This is a genomic window from Rummeliibacillus sp. BSL5, from assembly GCF_052928305.1.
Map to the genome: position 1 here is coordinate 1,151,857 of NZ_JAVGCV010000001.1, position 23,878 is coordinate 1,175,734.

The following is a 23,878-nucleotide window of genomic DNA, read 5'->3' on the forward strand; positions in this document are numbered from 1 at the left end:
TGTCACCTTACATATAGCGGCTCTTGGACTGGTTGAAATTGTTTCTTGAAAGTAACGGCCGTTCCTTTCCCGAGTTCTGATTGCACAGTTAATTGATCTGTAAAGCTTTCCATGATGGTAAAGCCCATCCCTGACCTTTCTAGCAATGGTTTTGTTGTATATAGCGGTTCCATCGCTTGTGTCACATTTTCAATTCCTATACCTTGATCAAGAATTGTTATGGTTACTTCTCGGCCATGTCTTGAAGCTTGTACTGTTACAATGCCATTAGGATTTTCATCATAACCGTGAATAATCGCATTTGTTACTGCTTCTGAGACAACTGTTTTAATTTCTGATAGTTCTTCAATAGTTGGATCAAGTACTGATAAAAAGCTTGTAATCGCTATTCTAGCGAGTGCTTCGTTATCGCTTACTGCCATGAATGATAGCGTCATTTCATTATCCATGCAGAATCCCTCCTAAACTTTGGATGGCTTCTTGTTCAGTGTCATGCCAAATATATTTTCCTAATCCAGAGAACTGGAATATTTTCTCCATGGTAGAAGAAGGTTTAATAATTAATGTACGGCCATTATGAACTTGCAGATCTCGCATCCTCCCAAGTATTAAGCCTACGCCTGCGCTATCCATAAATTGAAGGCTTTCTAAGTTCCAGATAATGTCTTGTACATAACCGCTATAGATCGCCTGAGAGATGTCTTCGCGGATATGGCGAGCTGCATGGTGGTCGAGTTCGCCCCCCAGCCTGATAATGGCTATTTTTTCAGATGTAATTTCAATATGATGCTGCATTTGTATACCTCCTTTTTAGAAACTATACTACATGAAAAGGTAGGTTTCCTTAAGTATGACAATTTAAGAAGTAATAAGCTAAAAATAGAAAAAATGTGACAGCTACCATCCCTCATTATAGACGGCCATTTTCCCTTTTAAACACAAAGAGGTGGATTAATATTTTTGATTTCAAGTCAAAAAGTGATATAGAAAAAACCTGCATTCAATAGAATGCAGGTTTAATTTAAACTATTCTGTAATGATTTCTTCAATTAATTCTGGTGCTTTCACTTCGTTTTCTGAGAGTGAAATATTAGCGTATATCTTTTCAATCACTTCTTTGACTTCTTCTTGGTTTGCATAAATTGTAGCTAGAGAGTCGCCTTCTTTTACAGAATCGCCCACTTTTTTATGCAATATAATACCAACAGCAAGGTCAATAACAGAATCTTTAGTAGCGCGTCCAGCACCCAGTAACATTGCAGCAGTACCAATCTCGTCTGCTACAATATGACTTACATAACCTTGCTCTTTTGCAGGTACCTCAAACGTATATTTTGCTTGCGGCAACAGTGAAGGGTCGTCCACTACACTTGGATTGCCCCCTTGACTTTCAATAAACTCTTTGAAAACTTCTAAAGCTTTGCCGTTTTGAATAACTTCTTCAAGCTTTGTTCTTGCTTCCTCGATAGTTTTCGCTTTATTACCAAGTACAACCATTTGAGAACCCAGTGTCAGGCAAAGTTCTGTAAGATCTTCAGGTCCTTCTCCACGCAATGTATCAATCGCTTCTTTGACTTCTAATGCATTGCCTATTGCATAGCCTAGAGGCTGGTTCATGTCCGAAATAATCGCCATTGTATTACGTCCAACATTTTTTCCTATTTGAACCATTGCATGCGCCAATTTCTTAGAATCTTCAACCGTTTTCATAAAGGCGCCATCACCTGTTTTAACATCTAATACAATAGCGTCTGCTCCAGCGGCAATCTTTTTACTCATAATTGAGCTTGCAATAAGCGGAATGCTTGATACTGTTGCTGTAACGTCTCGTAGTGCGTAAAGCTTTTTATCAGCTGGAGTTAAGTTCCCGCTTTGGCCAATAACGGCTAGTTTGATTCGATTTACTTGTTCTGCAAATTGTTCAGTTGATAATTCAACATGGAAGCCATCGATTGCTTCTAATTTATCAATCGTTCCACCTGTATGGCCTAAACCGCGTCCGCTCATTTTTGCCACAGGAACGCCTACAGCAGCTACTAGTGGTCCTAGAACAAGTGTAGTTGTATCTCCAACGCCACCTGTCGAATGCTTATCTACTTTTATTCCTTCTATATCGGACAAGTCGATTTGGTCGCCTGACTCCACCATAGCCATTGTTAGATCCGCTCTTTCACGCTCACTCATATCTTGGAAATAGGTTGCCATCAACAAGCTACTCGCTTGGTAATCAGGGATAGACCCGTCTGTATAGCCTTGGATAAAGAAGCGAATTTCTTCTGTCGTAAGTTCTTGTCCCTCACGTTTTTTTTCGATAATGTCTACCATTCTCATGGATGGATCCCTCACTTATTTTAAAAGTTGTAAAAAGCTTTTGCCGAATTCAGGCATTTTGACACCAAAGTTCTCAGCAATAGTCGCTCCAATAGCAGCGAATGTTTCTGTCTTTGGTAGTTCTTTACCTTCTTTCAATCGAGGCGAATAAGCAATTAGTGGAACAAATTCGCGCGTATGGTCTGTTCCAGGGAAAGTAGGGTCGTTTCCATGGTCTGCTGTAATGAGAAGTAAATCATCTTCCTGCATAAGATCCAATGCTTCTGCTAATCGACGGTCAAATTCTTCAAGAGCTTCTCCGTATCCAATTGGATCGCGTCGATGGCCATATTTAGCATCAAAGTCAACTAAATTAAGGAAGGATATTCCTTGGAAGTCTTTTTTCAAGACATTCACTAATTGATCCATTCCATCATCATTGTCTTGTGTACGGATAGCTTCCGTAACGCCCTCACCATTGTATATATCTGATATTTTGCCTAAAGCTATGACATCGTAGCCTGCATCCTTCAATTCATTCATTACAGTACGGCCAAATGGTTTCAATGCATAATCATGACGATTGGAAGTACGTTCAAAATTGCCTGGTGTACCAACAAAAGGTCGTGCAATAACACGGCCAACCAGATATTCAGGTTTTAACGTAATTTCACGTGCAATTTCGCATATTTTGTATAATTCTTCTAGCGGGACAATATCCTCATGTGCAGCAATTTGCAATACTGGGTCAGCAGATGTGTAAACAATAATTGCACCTGTCTCCATGTGCTCTTTTCCGAAATCTTCAATGACTTGTGTCCCTGAAGCTGGTTTATTGCAAAGCACTTTGCGCCCAGTACGTTCTTCTAATTCATCAATAAGCGATTGAGGGAATCCTTCCGGGTACACTTTGAATGGCTTGTTAATATTTAGGCCCATGATCTCCCAATGGCCAGTCATCGTATCTTTACCTACAGAGGCCTCTTGCATATAGCCATGAAAAGCTTGAGGCTGATCAACAGACTTCATGCCCTCTAAATCTTCTAAGCCGATTATGCCTCGAATATTAGAATAGCCCAACTTTTCCATATTCGGCATTGTGAGCCCTTTCATTTCTTTAGCGATGTGTCCTAGAGTATCCGCGCCAACATCGTTAAAACTAGCTGCATCCGGCGCTTCTCCTATACCTACTGAATCCATGACGATAAGGTGAATGCGTTTAAACGGTTTTATAGTCATAATGTTGCCCTCCTTGTTTATAGATTTATTTTACCAAAATATTTTAAAAAATAAAGGTCAGACATCTGATGTATATATTTTATGCTCTTGGATGGAACTGCTTATATACTTCAGACAACCTTGATTTGCTAATATGTGTATAAATTTGTGTTGTTGAGATATCAGCATGTCCAAGCATTTCTTGCACTGCACGTAAGTCTGCTCCATTTTCAATTAAATGAGTCGCAAAGGAATGACGTAAAATATGTGGCGTCAATTCTTTCGTTATATTCGCTTTTTCTGCATAACCCTTTAATAATTTCCAGAGACCTTGCCTTGTTAACCTTTTCCCTCTCTGATTGATAAATAACGCATCTGTTCGTAGCTTCGGATTTTCAAGATGAAAACGCGCATGATTTAAATAATTCGTACATGCATTAATGGCTGAGTTTCCAAGAGGAATAATCCTCTCTTTGCCGCCTTTCCCAAAAACACGTACAAAGCCCATTGTTAAATGAATATCTTCCATATTAAGTGTTATACACTCACTCACACGCATACCAGTTGCATATAAAAGTTCCATCATCGCTTGATCTCGAACACCTTGTGGCCGCGAAAGATCCGGCATAGAGAGAAGACGATCTATTTCTTCAATTGATAATACTTTTGGCAATTTTTGCTCAATTTTAGGCAATTCTAAATGTACGCTCGGATCATTGTTTGAATATTTTTCTCTTAACAAAAACTGATGAAATGAGCGAATGGATGAAATATGCCTTGATATGGTCCTAGCTGAAATCCCTTTTCTTTGTAAACTCTGCAAATACTTTAATATCTGCAATTTATCAATTTCATCAAATTTCTCTAACTGACTCGTCTCAAATAAAAACTGTGTATAATCTTTTAAATCGCGTTCGTAGGACTGCAATGTATTTTGTGATAATTGGCGCTCTACCCTTAGAAAGTGAATATAATCTGCAATTGCATCTAGTATTTCTTGTTTCATCGCAATAATCCTCCTAAAACAAAAAAGGACAGCACCTCCGCCATCCTTTCCATTTGTTTAAAAATCTTCATTATTATTTGGATTGTTAACATTCTCTTTGTTTTTTTCTTCGGCATGCTTTTCAGTACAACGCCAGCATATACCGTGAAATGTCAATCGATGGTCCTTTATTTGGAAATTCCACCGTTTTTCAACTACTGCTTCAACATCTTCAAGCAAGTCTTCTTGTATTTCATCAACGGCGCCACATTCGATACAAACGAGGTGATGATGAAAATGAGCTGCACCCTCTTGCCGTAAATCATAACGAGAAACTCCATCGCCAAAATTAATCTTATCGACAATTTTCAGCTCTGTCAGCAACTCTAATGTACGGTACACAGTCGCTAGACCGATTTCCGGTGCTTTCTCCTTTACTAATAGGTAAACATCCTCAGCACTTAGATGATCTTCTTCATTTTCTAAAAGTACTCTAACCGTCGCTTCTCGTTGTGGCGTCAGTTTATAGCTAGCACCATGTAATTGTTTTTTAATTCGATCAATACGGCTCTCCATATGACGCCCCCCTAAACTTCTACCATTATACCAAAAGTTTATTTCTCATTACAAGATTAAGCGACTAAAATACTTATAATGATTGTTTAATGATAATTAATATCAAATGAGAAAAATCATTAAAACATAAAATGGATAATGAGAAGCTCAATACCAAATATTATTGCAGCTAATACTCCAATGGCGATGAGTCGATTCCAATGAAGCCCCTGCCGCCTAGAATTATAAAATGGTTTAGGGACAAGCACAATTGAAAATAGCAATAATAAGCAAGTGTATAAAAATTGAATAGGAAACCACCAAAAAATGTAATTCCAAATAGCATTTTGAGTAGCGATTAGGTAAGCTGAACAAAAACCAAAAAAGGCGCTTTTACAGACGACTACTAATCTTGTTGCATGGCGGAACCATTGATGTGTAGCAAGCAACACTAAGAAAAGATACGGCATAAATGCTGGCCATAGCGATTGCCACATTTTTGGCTTACCCTCAAACAGAAGGCGAGGATCAATTATAGATATTAGCCATTCGGTTTGTTCGGGAGCTGAAATCTTAAAAGCTATAATTCCACCAATGAAGCCAATTGAAATGATTAGAAAAAAATACGATAGTTGCAATGAACGATTCACTAGGTCACCTACTTTCTAATAGTACAACCTATGCTCCTCGTTCTAAAAAATACCTTATTTCGATAGATTATTTTTTGTCCACATAATTGCTAGAATTGTTTTCGCATCATAAATTTGTTGTTCCTCTACTAAACGCTCCGCTTCTTCAATGGAAACTTCCAAAAGTTCAACAAATTCATCTTCATCTGGGCTTGCTGGTTGTTCTATTTGATATAAATCTGTTGCAGCATAGAGATGGATAATTTCATCAGCAAATCCAGGGGAGGTAGCGAATGAATAAATCTTTTCGAAGTTATTCGCACCGTAGCCTGTCTCTTCTTCCAATTCACGCATGGCTGTTTTTTCTGGAGCTTCACCTGGCTCAAGCTTACCAGCTGGAATCTCAATAATACTTTGTTCGAGAGGCTTACGATATTGTTCTACCATAACTATTTTCCCTTCCTTTGTTACAGGAATAATAGCAACAGCTCCCGGATGTTTTACTAATTCTCTTGAAGCAGTTTTGCCATTTGGTAGTGTGACTTCATCTTTTTGGACATTAATAATACGTCCTTTATAAATTTCTTCTGTTGAAATAGTTTTTTCTTCAAATTTTTTCATTGTCGAATTCCTCTCTATTGTTATTTATCTATGAATCATTGTACCATTATCTTTAAAGGAGGCGATAGTTTTGGAAAAAAGACGGTTAGGAGCAAGTGAATTACTATTATCAGAAATAGGTCTAGGATGCATGTCTTTGCCGATAAATCGTGTTGACGCATCATATATAGTTGATACCGCAATCGATGCAGGCATTAACTACTTTGATACAGCTGACCTCTATCAGCGTGGCATGAATGAAGAAACCATCGGCCATTTACTAAAAGAAAAGCGAAAAGATATATTACTGGCGACAAAGGTGGGGAATGTATGGAATTCTTCTTCTGATTCATGGCACTTTGACGCTTCCGCTCAACATATCAAAAAAGCTGTCAAAGAGAGTCTGAGTCGTCTTCAAACAGATTATATCGACTTATATCAGTTGCACGGTGGTACCTTAGGGGAAAATTGGGAAGAGATCATTGATACATTCAATGAACTGAAACAAGAAGGTTTTATTCGGGAATACGGTATTTCTTCTATTAGGCCAAATGTTTTTATACCCTTTTTAAAAGAGAGCAAAGCTGTATCCATTATGATGCAGTATAGTTTGCTCGACAGACGCCCAGAAGAATGGTTTGATTCCATTAAAGAGCTCGGTGCTTCAGTAGTGACTCGTGGATCTCTTGCTAAAGGACTTCTCACAGATGATTGGAAAAATAGGGTTCAAAAGACCAATGGTTATTTGACATACTCACAAGAGGAACTACAAGCTACCTTAACCAATGTGGCGAATGCGGCCCCTTCAGTACATGTAACCGCCTTGCAAAGTGTTCTACAGCATAAAGAAATTGCCTCTGCTATTATCGGAGCAAGCACACGAGAACAAATTGCAGCAACTATTCAAGCCTATAATCACATTGACCATTCTAATGATAGTAATTTAGTCGAATTAACACAGCTAGACCAATATACAGAACATAGACTATAAAGTAAGTCACCTCACTTAGGAGATTATTTCATCTAAATTTTCTTATTCAGCCATCAGCTGGATTATAAAAGCCGCGAATAGCTGCATTTAAGGATAGGACAAAGTATGTCTATCTTTTTGATGCAATACTATTCGCGGCTTTTAACCTTTAAAATTTGGAACCTCTGTCTCCATATTCATCTAATAATTCTGCAAAAGATTTATTCTTCTCTCGTTGCTTGCGCTCAAATGCTAATTGTGCTGCTTTTTCTTCTTGTACCTGTTGCTCTTTTGCCACAAGTTCCTTTTTCGCTAGCTTTAACTTTTCCAATACATCTCCGTTTAATTGGTCTTGCAATGTAAGCTTTTCATCTTTTTGCTCTTTTTGAGAAGTTATATTTTGGTTTTTTCTTTTCTTAGCCATTTACAAAATTCCTTTCAAATTCCATTTCACTTTATCAAAATTCCAAGTCAACTCATATTATATTATAAAGCAATACAAATATTAAAAGTAAAAGACTTCAGAAAAACGAGGGATTTGATTCATTGCAAACAAATGTTTATGGCAGAAATGTAAAAATCTATATTGGAAGCAGGGGTGTCGATGAAAAAGAAGTTTTTTTATATTTTCGGGTTAGTGACAGGCATTTTTGGCGGCATCCTTTCATTAGCTGGTTACCTAGTTTCAAGCCAACTCATTTATATAAAGAAAAAAGATGACTTGTTTATTTTAGAAAGAGAAAAAAAAGCTTTACGCTACGACGAAAAATGGTTCAATAGAGTAGAAAAAGAGGATATTATGATCTCTTCTCCAAATGGTTACGTCATAAAAGGAATCTATTTTAAGCCCCTACAGACAAAGAAGACAATGATTATTTGTCACGGTGTCACGGAAAATAAGGTAAACTCAGTAAAGTATGTAAGACTTTTTGAAAGATTGGGCTTCAATACCTTTGTTTATGATCATCGGAGACACGGAGAATCAGGAGGAAAGACCACAAGTTATGGCTTTTATGAGAAATTCGATTTAGAAGCTGTGCTACATTATGTAAAGGAACAATTAGGGTACGATTCCATTATCGGCGTTCATGGTGAATCAATGGGTGCAGCTACCACCCTTTTATATGCCGGTATACTGGAAGATAGAGCGGATTTTTATATTGCTGATTGCCCGTACTCTGATTTCTATGAACAGCTTTTGTATTTAATGAAGAAAAAAACTCCATTAAAAAGTCCTTTAGCTATAAAACTTGCTGAGATTTTTTTACGTCTTCGAGATGGCTATTGGTTGAAAAATGTTGCTCCGAGAACAGCCATTCCTAATATTACAAAACCTGTCCTGTTCATTCATAGCCTTCCAGACGACTTTATTTTACCTGATATGACGATTGAGTTATATCAATTAAAAAAAGGGCCCAAAATGCTAAAGTTATTTGAACATGGGGCACATGCACAATCATTTAATGAAAATCCAGATGAGTATGAAAAAACTGTGCATACATTTATCGAAAAATATATTACAAATGAACAAGAAACATAAAAAACAGCACTCATTGGAGTGCTGTTTCTTATTTATTGTTTACTTTATTCATTTGGTTCATCATTTGTTTAATTTGTTTTTCTGATGGCTTTCTACCCATTTGAGTCATCATCATACGTAACATTTGTTCATTGATTGGTGGGTTTTCTTTCAGATATTTCATCATATATTGTCTTGCAATAAAGAATCCGCCAACTAAACCAATAATTAACGCTACAATAATTAATGTAATCGCTAGTCCAGTATTCAACTAATTTCCTCCTCTAAATTGTGCATACGAGAATATCTCTCCAAAGAGGATTATACAACAAAAATGTCATGGACACTACTATTTCTCTTATTTTTGGTGACTGAGTCTTTCTCCTGCTAGCAAAGAGGCACTGCTAACTTTCTGCCAGAACAGAAAATTTTGGAGGTTTTAACCAGCCACATTCCATTTCGCCCTTATTGAAGCCAATAAAACCAGAGCTAATTTTTGATAATGTTGCAAATAAATCTAACTCTAACATACGGGAGCCAATACAATAAACATTTAGATAGTATGGCTGAATTTCTATGTGAAGATCTCCTTTGAATTGATTACTTAAATAGATTTCATGGTTTTTAATATTAATAGCAGAAAAACTAGTATGTAAATGTTTTTCTATGCTAGTTTCAATATCATCAACAGGCAACGTCTCACATAAATAAGCTAATTCCTGTGATGGATAAAAATTGTTTTGGTTCGTTTTGACACCATTAATTAATTCGAATAAAAGACGTTCTCTACCATATATAAATGATTGATGTTTTGGTTTAATGTGAAAGATTGAGTAAACACGCATTTTTAAGCCGCCCCTTTCTTTCTACTAAGTATACCTTCAATCAAGTGAATATTTTGTCAATTTAAACTGTAAATACCCCACTTTCTTTGTCAAAAAACAAAAAGTAGAGGCATATTCCCTCTACTTTTTGGTATTTCTATTTATTTTGCCATTAAAGCTTTAACTTTCTCTACTACGTTGTTTACTGTAAAGCCATATTCTTCGATTACTGTTTCTCCAGGTGCACTAGCTCCGAATCGGTCAATAGCTAAAACATCACCTTCAAAACCAACATATTTATGCCAACCAAATGAAGAAGCCATTTCAATTGCTAAACGTTTTGTTACGTTTATAGGCAATACGCTTTCTTTATATGCTGCATCTTGTTCGTCAAAACGACCTAGATCTGGCATTGATACAACTGTAACATCGATTCCTTCGCCAGCTAATGCTTTTTTAGCAGCAACAGCTAACTGTACTTCAGAACCAGTTGCTAATAGCAATGCATCAGCCACTTCTTTGTCTGCCTTTTCAACAACATAAGCACCTTTTTCAACGCCTGTATAGATTGCATTCGCATCTACATCAAGCACTGGCAGGTTTTGTCGTGACAGCACTAAAGCAGTAGGTTTATTTTTAGATGATACTGCAAGTTTCCATGCGGCAGCAGATTCGTTAGCATCAGCCGGACGGATAACAGAGAGGTTCGGCATCGCACGCAATGCAGCTAAATGTTCAATTGGCTCATGTGTTGGACCGTCTTCACCAACAGCAATAGAATCATGTGTAAACACATATGTCACAGGAAGTCCCATAAGTGCAGATAAACGTACGGCAGGGCGCACATAGTCAGAGAAGACAAAGAATGTTCCACCAAACACGTGAAGACCGCCATGCAAAGCCATACCATTTAATGCAGCACCCATTGCGAACTCACGAACACCGAACCAAATATTACGTCCAGCTCGTTCAGTTGCAGAGAAATCTCCTGCATCCTTAATAGTAGTTTTATTAGAGCCAGCTAAGTCAGCACTTCCTCCAAAGAAAGAAGGCAATTTCTTAGCTAACGCATTAATCACATCACCTGATGATGAACGTGTAGCTACCGATTTGCCTGGCTCGAAAGCTTTGATTTCTGCGTCAAAGTCTTCAGGCAGCTCTCCATTAATTGCTTTTTCTAGCTGTGCAGAAAGTTCTGGGTATGCTTGTTTGTATGCTTGGAATTGTTCGTTCCATACAGATTCAGCTTCTTCCCCTTGAATTTTCGCTGCTTCTTTAAATGTTTCGTATACTTCCTCAGGAACGAAGAAATCTTCATTTTCCCATTGATAAGCTTGTTTTGTTAGTAGAACTTCATCAACGCCAAGCGGTGCACCGTGAGATGATGATTTACCTGATTTGTTAGGAGAACCAAAGCCAATAACTGTTTTAATCTCAATTAATGTAGGTTGTCCTTTATGAGTTTTTGCTTTTTCAATTGCTGAATTAATAGCTTCAATATCATTGCCATCGTCAACCAAGATATAATTCCAGCCATATGCTTTAAAACGTTCAGCTGTATTATCTGAGAATGATTTATTCAAATCACCATCTAATGAAATATCATTACTATCGTATAAGACAATTAGTTTATCTAATTGCAAATGGCCTGCAAGTGAAGCTGCTTCTGCAGATACACCTTCCATTAAATCTCCATCTCCGCAAAGCGCGAATGTATAGTGATCTACAATGGAATGTTCTGGTTTGTTGTATACTCCTGCTAAATGCGCTTCAGCCATCGCCATACCAACAGCCATAGCAATCCCTTGCCCCAGTGGACCAGTTGTCGCTTCTACTCCAGCAGTGTGCCCAAATTCAGGATGGCCAGGAGTTAATGAATTCCATTGACGGAAGTTTTTAATTTCATCCATCGGTAAGTCATAACCACCTAAATGAAGTAGGCTGTATAATAACATTGAACCATGTCCTGCTGACAATACAAATCTGTCACGGTTAAACCATTTTGGATTTTTTGGATTGTGTTGCATTTGTTTTGTCCATAGCGTGTAAGCCATTGGTGCTGCACCCATTGGTAAACCTGGATGACCAGAATTTGCTTTTTCGATTGCATCAATCGACAAAGTTCGAATTGTATTAATTGCAAGCTGATCTGCTTGTAGCGTCATGAATAGACATCCTTTCTGAAAGCAAAGTATTATTCTATTACAGTTTAGTCAACATTATGTCAGAAAACAATATTTTTTCGACATTTACTTTACCTTATTAATTCAAAGGATTATTTCGTTTTTGAATTTCCTTTACCTTATCCGGTGTTACTTCATCGCCATTTGGATCAAATACTCGGACATGCTCAATGGTGTCTCTCATGGAATTACGGAATGTATCCAGATATTCTTTTCGAAGTGCTGTTTGTTCTTTCGCTTCCTCAACACTTAGTCCTTCTGCTTTTGATTTTCTAGACAGGAAATTAATGCGATCAATCTTTTCTTTTGGCAACATTTATATACACCCTTTCATATTCTTCATATCTTAAAGAGTATGTAAAATATGTTTTAAGTGCAAGCGTTAAGCATTATTTGGATATCAAGCCAACCTGTATCATAAAGTAAACTTTTCGACAGTTTACAGTTAATTATTGTGCTCTTCGAATTCTTTATAGCGTCTATGTACTGTTGCTTTGCTAAGTTGGAAGCCCAATCCATTTAAAGTAGCAGTGATTTCTTCAAATGTTAGCCCTTTATTTCTCAATTGAATAATCTGTTCAATTGGAGCATCAATTCTTTCTCTACCTTCTGGATTGCCCCGATCCTTTAAGTTATTTTCAGGCCTATAGCCGTTTTGTACAGCCCTTTTCATCCCACGACGTATTTTGGCATTATGTAATTTCCTTTGATATTCCTCTACTAGTGCCAATATTTCAAGCAACATTGTATCCATTTCATTCAGCTGGATATTGCCTGAATTATTAAGAGTAAAAATAGTCACTTCCATTTTATTAAGTAGATGTAATACGGCCATGCGACCATTCCCACGTCCTAATCGCGTTTCATCCTGCACAAACAATGCTGTAATATGTTGTTCTTTAATATAATCCAGCAAATCCATGAGTCCCTCGCGTTCTACGTCATAGCCGCTATGCCGATCTTTAAATACACTCATAACATTATAACCTTTTGTTTTGGCAAACTCTTTTAGTTCACTTTCTTGCCGTTCTAGCGAAGAATCTTGGGATTCTTTTTCTGTACTTACACGGCAATATAATACTGCTTCTTTACCTCTATTCATTCATTTTCACTCGCCAACTCTATTCCTTTTTTATTCGTGTTAGTTTTTTTGTACGCAGGAATAGATAAAGTATGACCAGCTATAATGCGTCCGTCAATAATATTGTTTTTATCTTTCACTAAAGAAACCCACTCACTTTTGGATAAATCCCCTTTATAAAGTCCAGATAGCGACCATAAAGTATCTCCTTCTTGGACTTCTATGTTTGTGTAGCTAGTTGTATCCCGATTGATAACCATAAGAATAACCATAATGGCGAATATGAATGCAAATAAATAGGTGGTATTTCGATTTTTTTTAATCCAGTTCATAAGGATCTCCCCTTCATCGAATGTTTGTTCGTAGTTTATATAATTCAATATAATACGAACATGCGTTTTTGTCAAATAAATTTCGAACCTATGTTTGCATCCATTTAATAGACATGTTATACTTCATTTAACAATTAAAGAAAATTGCTGATAAGAGGGTGAGCAAATTGAAAAAGGTATCAAAAAGACAAGATGATATATTGGAATTTATAAAAGAAGAAGTACGCACTAAAGGATATCCGCCTTCTGTACGAGAAATAGGCGAAGCAGTAGGTTTAGCTTCCAGTTCAACTGTCCACGGCCATTTGAATAGATTGGAAAGCAAAGGGCTGATCCGCAGAGACCCGACAAAACCGCGCGCTATTGAAATCTTAGATCAAGGAAATGTTACCAAACAGGGTGTTATGCATGTTCCTTTAGTTGGGAAAGTAACTGCCGGGTTACCTATCACCGCTATCGAAAATATTGAAGAGTACTTCCCTATTCCTGACACTTACGGTGGATCAGATGACCATATTTTTATGCTTGAAATCATGGGTGAATCTATGATAGAGGCAGGAATTCTCGATGGAGACTACGTGATTGTCAAACAACAGGCAACTGCCAATAATGGAGATATCGTAGTAGCTATGACGGAGGAGAACGAAGCAACAGTAAAACGTTTTTATAAAGAAAAGGGACACTTCCGTTTACAACCAGAGAATTCCTCTATGGAGCCAATAATTGTTGAAAACGTTGCTGTTCTTGGTAAAGTTGTTGGTCTTTATCGTAACATATACTGATAATTAAAAAAACAATCGAGTCTATTATATTACCTGTAGACTGATTGTTTTTTTATAAACACAAAACAGATAGCGCGGGTGTTAAATTAGGATTATTTTGCGCCTACTTAAAGTGCTATTTTGCAGTATGAAAACATTGCGTGTTTCTTTTATTTCTCAACTAGCTTTTTAATCGCCAACATGGACTTACCCTGAATAATACCTGTATCTTCAAATTTAAATGAAGCGTATAATGTTTTAGCTTTGATATTACTTGTTTGATAAAAGAGAGCTATATATTCTGCTTCACCATATGGCCACGTTACGATTTCCTTCAACATTTTTTCAAATGCAAGTTTGCCATATCCTTCCCCTTGGTAACTCTTTCCAATCATAATATGCCAAATAAAATAGCTCTTCTTACCGTAAAAATCTTCCTTTTCAAACGATTCGTGATCCAACGTATCATAAATATACATCAAAAATCCAACCACCACTTCATCGGCATAAATGGCATAAGGTGTAGCAGGTATCCCTTCTGCATTCAACATATGAGCATCTGCAAAGCTTCTTAGGTTAGTAGTTTCTATAAAGTCTTTTTGGTTTTCTTCAACTTCAAGTGCTATTACTTTCTCTATGTTATCTCCAGTTATTTTTCGTAATTCAATCATTTTCTATTTTTTCTCCTCTCTTAATACAATCCACTACCTCCTTGCACAATCAAAACATAGTCACATATCATACGATTATTCTCATAATATGTTGTACAAAGTAATCACCAGTAATAAACTCTACTCATCCTGATTTTTCATTCTAGCGCCATACATAATTGTAATAAAACTTAAAAACTTCCATTAATCAATATAAGTAAATATATTACAGTGTATAATATAGGTAAATACAGGGTTATAAATTTTTAGATTTAACAGTCAGATGGTTTAACACATCATCCGTTGCGCAAAAATATCTCTCGACAATTGAGTGAAGCAAAAACACAACATTTCTGTTTTCCGAAGCGCTTAAGTATGAACGTGATCGCAAATAGCTCTGAAGGATATATACTTTTAGAAGTATTTCCATGTTCTGATACCGAGAGTAAGGATATTTCTGATAGTTTTAATGATACAAATGAATTTTTGCTTAATGTTAAAATCGCTAATAATTCATTAAAAGAGATTTTCTCGAAGCATACAAAGAATATAGAGATCGTCTTTAGCTATTAAAGATTGAAATGGGTGACTTGCTAATCCTGATAGAGTGTTATGGTATTTAGTTTTTTAGTTGTCTGTGACTAAATAGAAATAGACCTCAACATGTAAAAGATATTAGGATCCTACGACTTAAAATTGAGTTTATTGTTAGTATTATTTTATTTTGGTAATGCGTATTTTTTATTAAAAATTATTTGACTATCTGTTTTTGTTCTTCTAAAAACTGATTCCATCTATTTAAAAATAGTTCTTGATTTTTCTCTGTTACTTCAAAAGTCATCGAGAAATATCGAAAATCACGAGCTGGTATTGAAGGTATTTTAAAATCCCAAATAACATCATAAACTTTGGAACTATAGTCTATTTCTTTTAATTCTGAGTCGTATCGTTTCGGATGGTTATACTTTTTGGGGTTTTGATACAACCACAATAAAGCAATATAAAGATATTTGTTTTTACAGTCAATCATGAATTGTTTTTTTCCAATAACATTGAATCCATTATTTTCTCTGTTATTAAATCATTAATATACTTTTCAGCTAAGTCTTCTTCATTTTTAAAAAGTGAAGCAAGCTCAAATAACGTATTTGAAGTATTACCATTAATTGCTACCTCTGATACTGCTTTTTCAATAGCATAATTTAGAGAAATATATTGACTTTTTAATCCAAAATATAATTCATTCCAATTTAAAGAGGCATGATCTATAAAGAAAGCATACGGAATATTTAAATTTAACGAGTTCTCTGGCATATCTAAAATAAATTCTTCACTCTGATAATCTATCATATTAAAGATTCATCTCCTTTTCGACAGAATAAACTACCCTTAGGTATTTAACCAATAGCTTGTTGTACCTGGTATCGCATTTGATGCGTGATTTGTCCTTCTCTATTAATTGTATAATGAACTATACCTTCTTCTCTTTCAATGTTTTTCCTTCCTTTTATCAATTTACTTTTCTTTACACCTTTTGCTGTTTTATATTCTTTTCAAATTTTGTAAATCCTGTATGCATAATAGACAACTATCAATACATAAGAAAAGCGCTGGGACTTTGAATCCCAGCGCTTTTTATTTTAGTAAGTTTTCATGTATTGGTCACGTTCCCATTGGTGGACCTGTGTTCTGAAGAAATCAAATTCTATTTCTTTTGCTTCACGGAAATTAGCATAAATATGCTTTCCTAAAGCACCTTGAATGACTTGATCTTCAGCAAGTGCGTGCAATGCGTCGTCTAGGTTTGCCGGCAAATTGCCAATGCCTTCTTCTAGTCTTTCTTCTGCATTCATCACATAAATATTTCGATCAACTGCAGGTGGCGGTGTCAACTGTTGCTCAATACCATTTAATCCCGCTTCTAGAATAACAGCCATCGCTAAATAAGGATTTGCCGCTGGATCAACTGAACGTACTTCAATCCGAGTAGATAGACCGCGAGATGCCGGAATACGGATAAGCGGAGATCGATTTTGTGCTGACCAAGCAATATAACATGGAGCTTCATAACCTGGCACTAATCGTTTGTAAGAGTTCACTGTTGGATTTGTCACAGCTGTAAAGCCTTTGACATGTTTTAATACCCCAGCCATAAATTGATACGCTGTATCGCTCAATTGCAGGTCGCCCTTCGGATTAAAGAAAGTATTTTCTGACCCTTTAAATAAAGATACATTACAATGCATCCCAGATCCCGCCACACCAAACAATGGTTTAGGCATAAACGTTGCATGTAAACCGTGTTTACGAGCAATTGTTTTTACAACCAATTTGAATGTTTGGATGTTATCGCATGCTGTAATTGCATCTGCATATTTAAAATCAATTTCATGTTGGCCCGGTGCTACTTCGTGGTGTGATGCTTCTATTTCGAATCCCATTTCTTCCAACTCAAGCACAATATCACGACGGCAATTTTCTCCTAAGTCTGTTGGTGCTAAATCAAAGTAACCACCATGGTCATTTAGTTCAAGTGTCGGTTCGCCCTTTTCATCTAATTTAAATAAGAAAAACTCAGGCTCAGGTCCTAAATTAAAGCTGGTAAAGCCCATTTCTTTCATACGGTTTAATATGCGACGCAAGTTATTTCTTGGGTCTCCTGCAAACGGTGTACCATCTGCACTGTATACATCACAAATAAAGCGGCATACTGTACCTTTGCCGATTGTCCATGGGAATACAATAAATGTATCTAAATCAGGATATAAGTACATATCAGATTCTTCAATACGCACAAAACCTTCAATAGACGAGCCATCGAACATCATTTTATTATCCAACGCTTTTTCTAGCTGACTTACAGGTATTTCTACGTTCTTAATAGATCCTAATACATCTGTGAATTGTAAACGGATAAAATTCACTTCTTTTTCTACGACCAATCTACGAATATCATCTTTTGTAAACTTTCCCAATGAAATCTCTCCCTATATGTAGAATTTTTTAGGTGTTATGAAAAGAAACGAGATAAATCTCCATGTCGGATAGAGGTTTTTTGCATACTTTGCGCTTGACGCATTTCTTCTCGTAAAATCCTTCTTAAATCTTCATCAGTAATTTCTTTCTTCAATTGCTTGGTAACAAGCGGTTCATTTTTCATTTCAAATACTTTTTTTATTCCAGCCATATTGATGCCTTGTTCTAATAAATCCTTAATCTCTAATAAATCATCAACATCATTTAATGAAAACATCCGGCGATTCCCTTCAGTTCTTGCTGGAATAATAAGCTCATGTTCTTCGTAATAGCGAATTTGACGAGCGGTTAAATCAGTTAGTTGCATCACAATGCTAATTGGCAGCAAAGGCATAGTCTTTCTAATCTCTTTATTCAAATCCTTCACCTCACCTTTCACAAGTTAATTTTATAACATGTTAGTTTTACTGTCAACAACATGTTAGGTTTTCTAACATGTAAATTAAAACTTAATTAACCTGTTTTAAAATACGTATTCTTTCCATCTAGGAAATATAAAAAACACCTTTCCTCATAATAGGAAGGGTGTTTTTTCATCTCTTAATAGCTCTGTTTTTACCTTTTATTGTTTAGTGCTTTGAAGTTGTTGAGCTGCACTTAAAATCGCAAACTTTACGTGTTCATATGTCAAGCCACCTTGAACATAGGCAGTGTATGGAGGGCGAAGCGGACCATCCGCTGATAACTCAATACTGGCTCCTTGTACAAATGTACCTGCAGCCATGATCACATCATCGTCATACCCTGGCATAGGAGCAGGTTCAGGTGCAAAGTGTGCATTGACAGGGGAATTTTTTTGGATAGCCTGGCAAAATTGGATCATTTGCTCTGGCGTGTTAAATGAAACTGATTGAATTAAATCTGTCCTTTTTGCATCATAGCGCGGCGATGGAGACATCCCAATATCCTCAAGTACAGCAGCAGTAAATATAGCTCCTTTTAATGCTTGAGCCACTACATGAGGAGCTAAAAAGAATCCTTGATACATATCTAACAATGCGTTAAGAGATGGACCTGCCTCTGCTCCAATACCAGGTGAAGTCATGCGGTATGCGCATTGTTCGACATATTTCGCCTTACCTGCAATATAACCCCCCACTTTTGCTAAACCGCCGCCAGGGTTTTTAATTAAAGAGCCTGCCATAAGATCTGCACCCAGCTCAGTAGGTTCTACTGCATCCACAAATTCACCGTAGCAATTGTCTACAAAAATGATGGCGTCACTTTTAATCAACCGGATTTTTTGAATCATTTCAGCGATTTGATCGATCGTAAACGATGGTCTCGTTGCATAACCCTTAGAACGCTGAATAGCAATTACTTTCGTTTTATCAGATACTCTCTCTTCAACCTGATCCCAATCAATATATTGATCGTCCAATAAGTCAATATGCTGGTAACTAATATTGAAGTCTTTTAATGAGCCAGTGTCTTGATCTCCTCCATCCACAATAGACTGAAGTGTATCATATGGTTGTCCTGTAATATACATTAGTTCATCACCTGGTCTCAGCACTCCAAAAAGGCTAAGAGTGATGGCATGTGTACCCGAAATAATTTGAGGTCGAACAAGCGCCGCTTCCGCTCCGAATGTCTCAGCATAGATACGCTCTAGATTATCACGCCCTTCATCATCATATCCGTACCCTGTTGAAGGATGGAAATGATGTTCGCTGACATTATTATTACGAAAGGCAGAAAGTACTTTTTGTTGATTATAAAAAGCCATTTCATCCGCACGGTTAAAGTAGGGTTTAACCTTCTCTTCAATTTTCTTTGCTAGCATCAATGTTTCATGTGTTAATGGTGACTTGTAAGCCATTTTCTCTACTCCGTTCTCTCTAATAATCCCAATCATCATTATTATTGTTTAAATAGCAAAAGACGATGCACAAAGCTGTGATCGTCCTCTTTCCATATAAAAATTAAAATTCCAATTCGCCTTCCCAAGCACTCATGCCGCCTTCAAGATTTGTTACATCGTAACCAAGCCCTTCAAGGTAAGAGCATGCGCTGAAGCTGCGTCCGCCTGCATGGCAAACAAAGATATAAGGGGTTTCTTTATTTAACTCTTCCATACGCTCTGGAATTTGACCAAGCGGGATATGGATTGCTCCAGGAATAATACCATTAGCCACTTCCTCATTTTCTCGAACGTCTACAATATGTAAATCTTCGTTCGCATCTAATTTGTTTAATACTTCTTCAGGTGTGATTGTTTTCATAAATAATTCCTCCAATAATTTTTAAGTATAATATAGAAGGCCGTAAGAAAAAAGAGTTAACCACTGTTATAGCAGGTCAACTCTTTCATCTATGCCGTCTATCAAGTACTATTAGCTTTTAACCATCCAATTTGCAAATGAAAAGTTTAGGTGGGATTGCCGGTTAAACCCTTGATAAAAACGACACATAAACGCGGTAACCCTTATTACTCTTCTTCTTGTTGGAATGCGACAGGCTTAGATGGTGCAAATGTAGAAATAGCATGCTTATAAATCAAATGTTGCTTTCCTTCTGCTTCTAGCAAAACAGTGAAATTATCGTATGAACGGATTGTACCCTTTAATTGAAAACCATTTAGCAAAAATACTGTAACAAAAATCCCATTTTTTCTTAATTGATTTAAATATGCATCTTGTAAATTAACTGTTTTCAATCCTTTTCCCCCTCGTTCTCTTTTAAGTATTTATTCGCCAAATTGATGCCGAATCCTCTATTTACTTAAAATTTGGCTTAATATTTCCACTATACCCATTTCTGCGTTATACCATTCAATTTCCATCTTATTACGAAAATAAGTAAGCTGACGTTTTGCATAATGCCTAGAATTTCGTTTTAGCGTTACTATAGCTTCATCGAATGAGACTAACCCATCTAAATATGCGTAAATTTCTTTATAACCAATCGCTTTAATAGACTGGACATCGCGAATTCCCCTTTTATAGAGCCGTTCCACTTCTTCAAGCAACCCTTTATCGATCATTTGGTCTACTCGCTGATTGATTCGACTATATAGCTTTGCTCGATCCATATCTAAACCTATGATTCGATGTTGATAGATTGGAATGTTTCCACGATGCTGTTCTTCATTTGATTTTTTGATCGTGCTGTGTTCTGCCATTTCAAGAGCACGTATAACACGCCTTGTATTATTGGGATGTATAGTGCTGCCTGTTTCGGGATCAACTGACATCAGCTTTGCATGCATAGCTTCCGGTCCTTTTTCCTCTAACTCATCGTAGTAACGACGTCTAATTTCTTCATCAATTTTTTCGTCTGTAAAACGAAAATCATATAGCACAGATTGGATATAAAGACCTGTGCCTCCTACAATAATGGGGAATTTCCCTCTTTCTTTTATTTCATTAATTTTATGCCGTACTAATTGCTGGTATTCTGCTACAGACATTGAATCTGTGGGCTCTTTAATATCCAACAAATGATGTGGAATCCCTTCCATTTCACCTGGAGTTATTTTAGCGGTGCCTATGTTTAAATCCTTATAAACCTGCATGGAATCACCATTGATAATTTCACCATCAAGAGCTTTGGCTAGTTTAATACTTAGTGCTGTTTTCCCCACAGCAGTAGGCCCTACAATCGCTATTACATCTATATCTTTTTGTTGCATTCTTTTTTCTCCAACCAATTCAGTATTGTTTGTATGACAAAGTCATTATTTATTTCATTTAAAATTTCATGACGCATTTCAGCAAACAGCTGTACAGTAATATCTTGCATTCCAGCTCGGCTCAACTGCCTAGCTACACGCCAAACCCCTTTTTCAAAGCCGCCTACCGGATCTTTTGAGCCGCTAATTAGTAATATCGGTAAATCTTTTCGAATTCGCGCTACTTCAGCGCGCTTTGACAATGTAATAATACCTTCCAATAAATCTACAAAAAATTGATTGGTAGAGATAAAACCACAATCATCATCCGCTAAGTATTTTTTAATTTCTGCTTCATCTCTCGTGAGCCAATCTACAGCTGTTTTGGGTTGATTGATTTTTTTGTTGAACAGACCAAAAGATAATTGATTCAACAGCTTACTTTCTTCGCGTTTGCCTTTTCCAGCAGCTAACCCTTTTGCCAAATTGGCACCAGCATAATGCTGTACGCCGACTGAACCGGTTCCACAGTAAATCGCCTTGCATAGCTCCTCGCTATATAATTCTGAATATCTCCTAGCAACAAAAGAGCCCATGCTATGTCCGAAAAGAATCATTTTCGGCAGTTCGTACTGTGTGCGTATTTCATCAGTTACTGTCTTTACATCTTCTACCACATGTTCAAAACCATTCTTCTCACTAAAAAATCCTTTTACTTCGTGATTTAATTCGGCCGTTTTGCCATGGCCTCGATGGTCATGCATGGAGATAAGATATCCTGTATCTGCTAATTTTTCTGCAAAGTCGAGATACCGGCCTTGATGCTCTGCCATGCCATGTAAAATATGAATATGGCCTTTAATCTCTTTGGAAGGCTCAATAATAGTAGCAGCCAAACAATGACCATCTTTAGCTGCTACGTTGAGTGTTTTCTTATTCATATGATGCTCCGTTTGCAAAGTGTCCTGCATCATAAAGTAGATCTTCTAACTCTTTAGTGAATTTATTTACTTCTTCGTTGGTATATTGCAAATACTTACTCATCAAGTTGATCACTTCATCTTTATACATCTTCACACTGTCAATATCAAAGTACATTTTAGAAGACCGCCGTACTAAGAAATCTGCTGGTTTATATGCCATTTCAAATTGGATTGCATAAATCAACTGTGCATGCATAGCAAGAGGCAGCTGAATTCCTTCTTCTCTTGGCAATGTTTGCATAATACGATACAATTCATCAATATTTGTTCCATAACGTCTTACAAGTTTCTCTGCTTCGTTAAAGGTTAAACCATAACGTGTTCCTTCTTGCGCCTTGTAATGTATATATGCTTCAAAATTTCCAGAATGAATGCCTTTCGCCCCGGATAGAGACAAATCTTTTGTAATACATGGTCCGACTTTTTTAAATTTATGGCTAGATACTATTTTATCTACTGTTTTCTCTGCCATCTTGCGGTACCCTGTCAATTTGCCGCCTGCCATTGTCAGCAATCCAGTAGGTGATTCCCAAATTTCATCTTTACGTGATATCTCAGATGGATCTTTTCCTTCTTCATAAATCAGCGGCCTTACACCTGCCCAGCATGATTCTACATCTTCTTCAGACACATCTACATCAGGGAAAATATAATGAATCGTATCTAAAAGATAATCAATGTCTTCTTTCGTCGCAACTGGCTTTACTGGATTTTTATCATAAAATGTATCCGTTGTGCCAACATATGTCTTGCCATCCCGTGGAATAGCAAACACCATACGGCCGTCAGGTGCATCAAAGTAAATAGATTGTTGTAACGGAAAATGCGATTGATCAATAACGATATGGACACCCTTTGTAAGTCTAAGCTTTTTATTATTACTGATTTTATCTTTTTGGCGCATTTTATCTACCCATGGCCCTGTTGCATTCACGACAGATTTTGCTTGAATTGTCCATTTTCTTTGAGTGATTTGGTCTCTCACAACTGCCCCGGCTACTTTTTTGCCATCGTATACAAAATCCTCAACCATCGCATAGTTTAAGCATACAGCACCTAATTCTACTGCTTTTTTCAGAACTTCAATCGTTAAGCGGGCATCATCTGTACGATACTCTACATAATAGCCTCCGCCTTTAAGCTTATCTTTGTTCAATAATGGCTCTTTCGCTAACGTCTCTTTCGGCGATAACATTGTACGACGTTCGGATTTCTTGACGCCTGCAAGCCGGTCATACATATTTAATCCTAATGATGTGGATAAAGGCCCAAATGTACCTCCTTTATAAAATGGAAGTAACATCCACTGAGGAGTCGTAATATGCACACCATTTTCATAGACGATTTCTCTTTCTCTGCCCGTTTCTTTTACAATACCGACTTGCAACTGTTTTAAATAACGTAAGCCGCCGTGCACAAGCTTAGTTGAACGACTGGATGTACCCGCAGCAAAATCTTGCATTTCTACTAAAGCTACGGACAACCCACGTGATACCGCATCGAGCGCAATCCCAGCGCCCGTAATACCCCCACCTACAACTAAGACATCGAATGAATAGTTGTTCAACGTGTTCATTACTTCATCTCTTTTAATGGCTGAAAACATATTAAATTTCCTCCTTTTGCACT

At 36.9% G+C, this 23,878-nt stretch carries 29 protein-coding genes; 3 read left to right on the top strand and 26 right to left on the bottom strand.

All coding sequences use genetic code 11. The features are described 5' to 3' along the window. Window positions 1–2 precede the first annotated feature (2 nt). The 8 genes from spoIIAB to RCJ93_RS05960 all read right to left on the bottom strand — a co-directional run bounded on the left by spoIIAB (window position 3) and on the right by RCJ93_RS05960 (window position 6,318). Entirely contained in the window at window positions 3–449 is a 447-nt protein-coding gene (gene spoIIAB, locus RCJ93_RS05925; protein ID WP_066785925.1) for an anti-sigma F factor, read from the bottom strand. Then, window positions 442–795, bottom strand: coding sequence for an STAS domain-containing protein (locus RCJ93_RS05930; RefSeq protein ID WP_066785922.1), 354 nt, complete (start codon window positions 793–795; stop codon window positions 442–444). The genes spoIIAB and RCJ93_RS05930 overlap by 8 nt, the downstream gene beginning before the upstream one ends. A gap of 231 nt (window positions 796–1,026) precedes the next feature. Beyond that, a complete protein-coding gene (locus tag RCJ93_RS05935) occupies window positions 1,027–2,331 on the bottom strand; it encodes a pyrimidine-nucleoside phosphorylase (protein WP_150283962.1) in 1,305 nt (434 codons plus the stop codon). Between the two features lie 15 nt (window positions 2,332–2,346). After that, the gene (deoB, locus tag RCJ93_RS05940; RefSeq protein WP_251645726.1) at window positions 2,347–3,549 is read right to left on the bottom strand and encodes a phosphopentomutase; all 1,203 of its coding nucleotides are present in this window, start codon (window positions 3,547–3,549) and stop codon (window positions 2,347–2,349) included. Window positions 3,550–3,628: 79 nt separating this feature from the next. Further along, entirely contained in the window at window positions 3,629–4,534 is a 906-nt protein-coding gene (gene xerD, locus RCJ93_RS05945; protein WP_251645719.1) for a site-specific tyrosine recombinase XerD, read from the bottom strand. A gap of 57 nt (window positions 4,535–4,591) precedes the next feature. Continuing rightward, entirely contained in the window at window positions 4,592–5,089 is a 498-nt protein-coding gene (fur, locus tag RCJ93_RS05950; RefSeq protein ID WP_066785913.1) for a ferric iron uptake transcriptional regulator, read from the bottom strand. A 119-nt stretch (window positions 5,090–5,208) separates the two neighbouring features. Beyond that, on the bottom strand, window positions 5,209–5,718 hold the full coding sequence (locus RCJ93_RS05955) for a hypothetical protein (RefSeq protein WP_446738613.1): 510 nt from the start codon (window positions 5,716–5,718) through the stop codon (window positions 5,209–5,211). A gap of 54 nt (window positions 5,719–5,772) precedes the next feature. After that, window positions 5,773–6,318 (bottom strand): NUDIX domain-containing protein, encoded by a 546-nt coding sequence (locus tag RCJ93_RS05960; protein WP_446738614.1) that lies wholly within the window; start codon window positions 6,316–6,318, stop codon window positions 5,773–5,775. 70 nt (window positions 6,319–6,388) lie between these two features. On the opposite strand from RCJ93_RS05960, the gene RCJ93_RS05965 reads away from it, so the two are divergent. Next, on the top strand, window positions 6,389–7,288 hold the full coding sequence (locus RCJ93_RS05965; RefSeq protein ID WP_446738615.1) for an aldo/keto reductase: 900 nt from the start codon (window positions 6,389–6,391) through the stop codon (window positions 7,286–7,288). Between the two features lie 148 nt (window positions 7,289–7,436). On the opposite strand, the gene RCJ93_RS05970 is transcribed toward RCJ93_RS05965, so the two are convergent. Then, window positions 7,437–7,691, bottom strand: coding sequence for a YqkE family protein (locus tag RCJ93_RS05970; protein WP_150283958.1), 255 nt, complete (start codon window positions 7,689–7,691; stop codon window positions 7,437–7,439). Between the two features lie 180 nt (window positions 7,692–7,871). On the opposite strand from RCJ93_RS05970, the gene RCJ93_RS05975 reads away from it, so the two are divergent. Further along, entirely contained in the window at window positions 7,872–8,807 is a 936-nt protein-coding gene (locus RCJ93_RS05975) for an alpha/beta hydrolase (RefSeq protein WP_446738616.1), read from the top strand. A gap of 28 nt (window positions 8,808–8,835) precedes the next feature. Here the strand turns inward: RCJ93_RS05975 and RCJ93_RS05980 are convergent, their stop codons facing one another. From RCJ93_RS05980 to yneA, 6 genes are all read right to left on the bottom strand, one after another. Further along, window positions 8,836–9,057 carry a YneF family protein gene (locus tag RCJ93_RS05980; RefSeq protein ID WP_066785889.1) on the bottom strand — a complete coding sequence of 74 codons (222 nt, stop codon included), beginning with the start codon at window positions 9,055–9,057 and terminating at the stop codon, window positions 8,836–8,838. A gap of 133 nt (window positions 9,058–9,190) precedes the next feature. Then, on the bottom strand, window positions 9,191–9,631 hold the full coding sequence (sirA, locus tag RCJ93_RS05985) for a sporulation inhibitor of replication protein SirA (RefSeq protein WP_150283956.1): 441 nt from the start codon (window positions 9,629–9,631) through the stop codon (window positions 9,191–9,193). A 140-nt stretch (window positions 9,632–9,771) separates the two neighbouring features. Beyond that, complete coding sequence (gene tkt / locus RCJ93_RS05990) at window positions 9,772–11,775, bottom strand: transketolase (protein ID WP_446738617.1); 2,004 nt, start codon at window positions 11,773–11,775, stop codon at window positions 9,772–9,774. Between the two features lie 97 nt (window positions 11,776–11,872). Then, window positions 11,873–12,109, bottom strand: coding sequence for a DUF896 domain-containing protein (locus RCJ93_RS05995; protein ID WP_066785886.1), 237 nt, complete (start codon window positions 12,107–12,109; stop codon window positions 11,873–11,875). A gap of 129 nt (window positions 12,110–12,238) precedes the next feature. Next, the gene (locus tag RCJ93_RS06000) at window positions 12,239–12,895 is read right to left on the bottom strand and encodes a YneB family resolvase-like protein (protein WP_066785882.1); all 657 of its coding nucleotides are present in this window, start codon (window positions 12,893–12,895) and stop codon (window positions 12,239–12,241) included. Beyond that, a complete protein-coding gene (yneA, locus tag RCJ93_RS06005) occupies window positions 12,892–13,206 on the bottom strand; it encodes a cell division suppressor protein YneA (RefSeq protein ID WP_150283954.1) in 315 nt (104 codons plus the stop codon). The genes RCJ93_RS06000 and yneA overlap by 4 nt, the downstream gene beginning before the upstream one ends. Before the next feature lie 167 nt (window positions 13,207–13,373). On the opposite strand from yneA, the gene lexA reads away from it, so the two are divergent. After that, on the top strand, window positions 13,374–13,988 hold the full coding sequence (lexA, locus tag RCJ93_RS06010; RefSeq protein WP_147194027.1) for a transcriptional repressor LexA: 615 nt from the start codon (window positions 13,374–13,376) through the stop codon (window positions 13,986–13,988). A 149-nt stretch (window positions 13,989–14,137) separates the two neighbouring features. On the opposite strand, the gene RCJ93_RS06015 is transcribed toward lexA, so the two are convergent. The 11 genes from RCJ93_RS06015 to RCJ93_RS06065 all read right to left on the bottom strand — a co-directional run bounded on the left by RCJ93_RS06015 (window position 14,138) and on the right by RCJ93_RS06065 (window position 23,855). After that, window positions 14,138–14,638: a GNAT family N-acetyltransferase gene (locus tag RCJ93_RS06015; protein ID WP_150283953.1), complete on the bottom strand. Its 501-nt coding sequence runs from the start codon at window positions 14,636–14,638 to the stop codon at window positions 14,138–14,140. A 730-nt stretch (window positions 14,639–15,368) separates the two neighbouring features. Further along, entirely contained in the window at window positions 15,369–15,647 is a 279-nt protein-coding gene (locus RCJ93_RS06020) for a hypothetical protein (RefSeq protein ID WP_446738618.1), read from the bottom strand. Next, window positions 15,644–15,967 (bottom strand): DUF2247 family protein, encoded by a 324-nt coding sequence (locus RCJ93_RS06025; RefSeq protein WP_446738619.1) that lies wholly within the window; start codon window positions 15,965–15,967, stop codon window positions 15,644–15,646. The genes RCJ93_RS06020 and RCJ93_RS06025 overlap by 4 nt, the downstream gene beginning before the upstream one ends. A gap of 290 nt (window positions 15,968–16,257) precedes the next feature. Beyond that, the gene (glnA, locus tag RCJ93_RS06030) at window positions 16,258–17,592 is read right to left on the bottom strand and encodes a type I glutamate--ammonia ligase (protein ID WP_446738620.1); all 1,335 of its coding nucleotides are present in this window, start codon (window positions 17,590–17,592) and stop codon (window positions 16,258–16,260) included. Window positions 17,593–17,627: 35 nt separating this feature from the next. Further along, window positions 17,628–18,011 carry a MerR family transcriptional regulator gene (locus RCJ93_RS06035; RefSeq protein WP_066785863.1) on the bottom strand — a complete coding sequence of 128 codons (384 nt, stop codon included), beginning with the start codon at window positions 18,009–18,011 and terminating at the stop codon, window positions 17,628–17,630. A gap of 204 nt (window positions 18,012–18,215) precedes the next feature. Then, window positions 18,216–19,475 carry a methionine gamma-lyase family protein gene (locus tag RCJ93_RS06040; RefSeq protein WP_446738621.1) on the bottom strand — a complete coding sequence of 420 codons (1,260 nt, stop codon included), beginning with the start codon at window positions 19,473–19,475 and terminating at the stop codon, window positions 18,216–18,218. A gap of 103 nt (window positions 19,476–19,578) precedes the next feature. Then, a complete protein-coding gene (locus tag RCJ93_RS06045) occupies window positions 19,579–19,878 on the bottom strand; it encodes a rhodanese-like domain-containing protein (RefSeq protein ID WP_066785861.1) in 300 nt (99 codons plus the stop codon). A gap of 206 nt (window positions 19,879–20,084) precedes the next feature. Beyond that, window positions 20,085–20,312, bottom strand: a complete 228-nt coding sequence (gene hfq, locus RCJ93_RS06050) for an RNA chaperone Hfq (protein ID WP_066785859.1) — start codon at window positions 20,310–20,312, stop codon at window positions 20,085–20,087. A gap of 57 nt (window positions 20,313–20,369) precedes the next feature. Next, a complete protein-coding gene (gene miaA, locus RCJ93_RS06055; RefSeq protein ID WP_446738622.1) occupies window positions 20,370–21,287 on the bottom strand; it encodes a tRNA (adenosine(37)-N6)-dimethylallyltransferase MiaA in 918 nt (305 codons plus the stop codon). Further along, window positions 21,269–22,207, bottom strand: a complete 939-nt coding sequence (locus RCJ93_RS06060) for an alpha/beta fold hydrolase (RefSeq protein ID WP_446738623.1) — start codon at window positions 22,205–22,207, stop codon at window positions 21,269–21,271. Before RCJ93_RS06060 ends, miaA begins: the two co-directional genes overlap by 19 nt. Beyond that, window positions 22,200–23,855, bottom strand: coding sequence for a glycerol-3-phosphate dehydrogenase/oxidase (locus RCJ93_RS06065; RefSeq protein ID WP_446738624.1), 1,656 nt, complete (start codon window positions 23,853–23,855; stop codon window positions 22,200–22,202). The genes RCJ93_RS06060 and RCJ93_RS06065 overlap by 8 nt, the downstream gene beginning before the upstream one ends. Between the last annotated feature and the right edge of the window lie 23 nt (window positions 23,856–23,878).